We start from the raw sequence: 2,760 nt of genomic DNA, 5'->3' as shown, positions 1-2,760 counted from the left end.
CCGGCCAGTTCCGTCAGTTGCGCCGAGGTGGGGGCACGGGCGCGGCGCAGGCGCGGCTTGCGCTGCGCTGGCCCGGTGGTTTCCTCGTACACGCCGTCGAGCCACAGCATGTGGAAGTGAACATTCAGGTTCAGCGCGCTGCCGAAGCGCTGGATCAGGGTCACCGCGCCGCATTGCGCGCTGGCGTGGTCGACGCCGACTTGATCGGCTAACCAGCCGGCGATCACACGATGCACGATGCCCAGCACCGGGCTGATGGCCTCCGGCTTGCTGGCGAACAGGAAGCGCAGCGGGTACGGAAAACTCAGCACCCATTGCCGCACCGGCCGCGGGCCAAACACCTCCTCCACCAGGTGCCGCGCGCTCTCGGCCATGCGCCGCGCCCCGCAGCTGGGGCAGAAGCCGCGCTTCTTGCAGGAGAAGGCCACCAGCCTCTCGGCCCGGCACTGCTCGCACACCACGCGCAGGAAACCGTGCTCGAGCACGCCGCAGCGCAGGTAGGTCTCGAACTCCTCGCGCACATACTCGGGCAGCGAGCGGTCTTGCGCCTCAAGACTTGCGATGAAGTCCGGGTAGTGCGCCTCGACCAGCGCGTACAGCAGCGTGCGCTCGGGAACATGGCGTGCGTAGCTCGGCGCGGCCGCCAGCGCGGTGTTTGCGGCACGGGCGACACGCGGCGCGGCGCGTCCCTCCGGTGCGGTGAGGCACAGCACGGAACGATCCTGCGCATCGACGGCTGCACAGTGTTCCGCGCGGCCTCATCGCCGCCCATCGGCATTTCTCCCGCGCATGGGTAAGACATCGGCGCGGCGCAGCGTAGCAAATCACCTACCTGAGGGCACCTCTAAAAACCCCCGCTCTCGCGCCAGCAGCCCTCAGCAGAGTGCCCCGGCTCGGGCCATCCGGCGGCAAAGGGGCCCGTCGTGCGCCCGCCGCGCGGCTTTCGCGACGGGCGCCGGTCCGGTTTAGCGCCTTGCTTGGATTTCGCCGATCATGGCCGCGCCGATGCGGGCAATGGCCGCGTTGCGCTTGTCCATATCCCCGCCGGTTTGCGTCATGTAGACGGTCGCCAGCCAAGGCTCGCCCGCCGGTCCCCGAAGGACGGCGATGATCGAGCGCGAACCGTTGCCGCCCGCGCCGGTCTTGTCGCCGATCATCCAGCCCTCGGGCAGGCTCGCGCGCAGCAGGTCGTCGGCGACGGCATCCTGCCGCATCCAGCTTTCAAGCTGCGCCCGCGCCTCGGGCGAGAGGAGTTCGGAAAACAGCAGAAGCTCCAGCGTGTCGGCCATCGCCGCCGGCGTCGTCGTGTCGCGCATATCCTCGGGCAGGGCCTCGTTCAGCGCCGGTTCGGTGCGGTCGAGCCGCGTCGTCGCATCGCCGATATCGCGCAGGAAAGCGGTCAGACCGGCAGGCCCGCCGACCGTGTCGAGCAGAAGATTGGCGGCGGTATTGTCGCTCATGGTGATCGTGGCATGGCAGAGATCGGCAATGCTCATCCCGCGGCCCGCCTGCTGTTCGGTGACCGGATATAAAGCTTTAAATCAGTAGCTTCACTAACTTTTTTCACTTATTTATTTAAAACTTAGCAACTTAAAAAGACAGTTAAGTATTTTTAGATATTGCTTGGAATCAATTCAATTCATCAAGTTTTAAAAAATAATTCCTTTTGTCAGGTCTATCATTTTTTAAATGCTTTAAAAATATTTTCGCAGTTTCCTTCGATGCATCCTCTCTTAGGCAACGTTCAACAAAGGATATATCTACAAATTCATCTGCTAACCCAGCACGGCCAAGATCTAAAAAATAAATTTCATTGAATTTATCTATAAAAATATTACTATCCGTGATATCGCCATGAGAAAAAACCAATCTTTCTTCAACACGAGTCTCATTTAACTCATTCCATAGACTTATGTAAGTTTTATGGTCTCCCCATAATTCAGCCTCAAAATCATCTTGATCTATCTCGTCAAGGAGGTGGTTATCAATAAAAAATTTTGACTCTTTTAACCGATAATCAATGTTTGAAATAAATGGACAATCAATAATAGCAACTGCATTTAACAGATTGAGTGCCTCCTTATAGATAGCAAGCAATTCTTGGTCTGTTAAAAAAAGCGCTGAAATTGGTTTTGCATTGATCGCTTTAGTGATCATGAATTCAAACTGCTCATCCTGAAAAGTCATGATGAGTTCAGGCACCTTTAATTTTTCAGAGAGCCAACTCAACATTTTCGCTTCACGAGAGACACTGTATGTGGTCTCTGTATATAAAGTGCTAGAGCGCTTAAGAAAAAAAGTTTCATTATTTCGATTAAAAGAATAAACATCCGATGGCGACTGACCAATTTTATTTGGCTCTAAAACGCTGTTTCCAATAAATTGTTGAATAATATTGGGCAATTCCATCAAGTTTTCCTTTTATTCAGCATTAAAAACCCCGCAAATGCGAGGCCTAGTAAATAGATGATCTTAATTAGGTTCACTGTAGCAAAAATATGGGGCGAATTCAAACATGAGGTGCGACAGTTTGAAAAGTCTTATGATAATCAACAAGCTGAGCAAATTTCTCTAGCGTATAGGAAGTTCAAACGCCCTTTTCGGGCAGTCTGCTGGGTAGGCGGTGGTCGCGCAAGCCCCGTTTTGGGCACGGATCGGACGTCTGTGAGTGGGATTTCGGCATCGCGGGGCCACGCAGCGGCGTTGTCAGCAGCCATGCTTCGCTGATTCCCGACAGCGGGCCGAGCGCCGCCCTGCGGA

Annotated in this window: 2 protein-coding genes and 1 pseudogene; all 3 read right to left on the bottom strand. The window is 55.1% G+C overall.

All coding sequences use genetic code 11. From position 1 onward, the window contains the following. The coding region (locus N5C88_RS31350) for a transposase zinc-binding domain-containing protein (RefSeq protein ID WP_280016927.1) at window positions 1–647 on the bottom strand (647 nt) is incomplete at its 3' end. A gap of 318 nt (window positions 648–965) precedes the next feature. Further along, window positions 966–1,514: pseudogene (bla, locus tag N5C88_RS31345) on the bottom strand (class A beta-lactamase); the annotation flags it as partial. 115 nt (window positions 1,515–1,629) lie between these two features. Next, complete coding sequence (locus tag N5C88_RS31340) at window positions 1,630–2,409, bottom strand: APH(3')-VI family aminoglycoside O-phosphotransferase (protein ID WP_000422634.1); 780 nt, start codon at window positions 2,407–2,409, stop codon at window positions 1,630–1,632. Window positions 2,410–2,760: the final 351 nt, after the last annotated feature.

Source organism: Achromobacter sp. GD03932, assembly GCF_029839485.1.
Classification (GTDB): domain Bacteria; phylum Pseudomonadota; class Gammaproteobacteria; order Burkholderiales; family Burkholderiaceae_B; genus Achromobacter; species Achromobacter bronchisepticus_A.
This window is presented reverse-complemented; position numbering and strand designations above follow the sequence as displayed.

Excerpts from the sequence above, each read along its gene's own strand:
- N5C88_RS31340 (WP_000422634.1), bottom strand. The coding sequence starts at position 2,409 with ATGGAATTGCCCAATATTATTCAACAATTTATTGGAAACAGCGTTTTA.